The organism is Clostridium sp. AM27-31LB (genome assembly GCF_003480745.1).
In the GTDB taxonomy this organism is placed as follows: Bacteria; Bacillota; Clostridia; order Lachnospirales; family Lachnospiraceae; genus Butyribacter; species Butyribacter intestini.
Map to the genome: position 1 here is coordinate 1 of NZ_QUJS01000025.1, position 1,451 is coordinate 1,451.

Annotated in this window: 1 protein-coding gene; it reads left to right on the forward strand. The window is 32.6% G+C overall.

Going from position 1 to position 1,451, the window contains the following annotated elements; all coding sequences use genetic code 11:
• Positions 1-165 precede the first annotated feature (165 nt).
• Positions 166-1,203, forward strand: a complete 1,038-nt coding sequence (locus tag DW721_RS15825; RefSeq protein ID WP_118746310.1) for a hypothetical protein — start codon at positions 166-168, stop codon at positions 1,201-1,203.
• Positions 1,204-1,451 lie beyond the last annotated feature (248 nt).

Sequence of the window (1,451 nt, forward strand, 5' to 3'; positions counted from 1 at the left end):
AGATAAAATTGATTTTTTGAACAAAAGAAAGTCAAATCGAAAAATATCTTCTAAAATAATTTATTTTTACGCAACAAATATTTAAAATCTTAAATTTTTTTCAAAAAACAATCAGCAAAATAAATTGAAAAATTACAGGAAAATTATTATAATGGAGGAAAGTATATGGGGAAAAGACATGATTTAACAAACAAAAATACGGAACAGGACAACAATAATAATTATAGAAATGGCTCGAAAGAGACAGGGATTTACAGAAACCACAAAGATGGTGTCGCATACAAACTTTTTTCGGGTAAGAAAGAGTCATTGTCGTTATATAACAGCATAATGAGAACAGATTACACCGACCCTGATGAACTTGAAGTAGTAACATTAAACAGTGCGATTTACATTGGCAGAAAAAATGACAATGCAATAATATTGCATTTTAATATGCTGCTTACGGAGTTTCAGACAACTTTCAATCCGAATATGCCGCTTAGAACACTTATATATGTATCAAATGAATACGAAAAATATATAGCGGAGCATGAATTGAATCTGTATTCTGAATATATACAGAAAATACCGACACCATATTTTGTGACATTATATTATGGAAGCAAAGAACAACAAGAAAAACAGATATTAAGATTGTCAGATGCATATAAAAACAAAACTGAAAACCCGGAGCTTGAACTTATGGTAACACAGTATAATGTAAATCCAAGCTACAATGAAGAATTGAAAAGACGCTGTCCGGAGCTGGACGGTTACATAAAATATGTTGAAAAAACCAGAAAATATCATAAAACCGGTATGACATATGAAGAAGCAGTTAAAAAATCAGTAGATGAGTGTATCGAGGAAGGTATTCTAAAAGAGTTTTTCGTAAAAAACAAGGCAGAGGTGATTTCGATGACGATATTTGAGTATGACGAAGAAGAACACATGAGACTTGAAAGAGAAGAACAGTATAGGAAAGGCGAAGAAGCCGGAGAAGCCCGTGGGATTGAAATTGGAGAAGCCCGTGGAGAAGCCCGTGGAATTGAAATTGGAGAAAATCGTGGGAGAAATGAGGGAGAAAACAACAAATTAAAAAATCAGATAAGAAAGAAACTTGCAAAAGGAAAAGCAATTACACAGATAGCAGATGAAGTAGAAGAAACAGAGGAAAAGGTGATTGAGCTGATAAAAGAAATTGAGACGGAGCAGGTATAGGGGGGAGAATAAATCAAGCTGTATTCGCAATGAATTATTTTCGTTGTGGCTATTTTGATACAGAGATTGATATAAAATTTTCGACTTATGGACGGCTCTCTGCCTCTAACGCCATTTGCTGAAAAGTTTATATCAGTCTCTACTGTTTATATATGCTTTTTTATTTTATGCAATGTACTTTGTTGGTTCATAATAAAAAGCACAAGATTTATCATCAAAAAAATCTCTTTGTATAAAATAGACAAAAG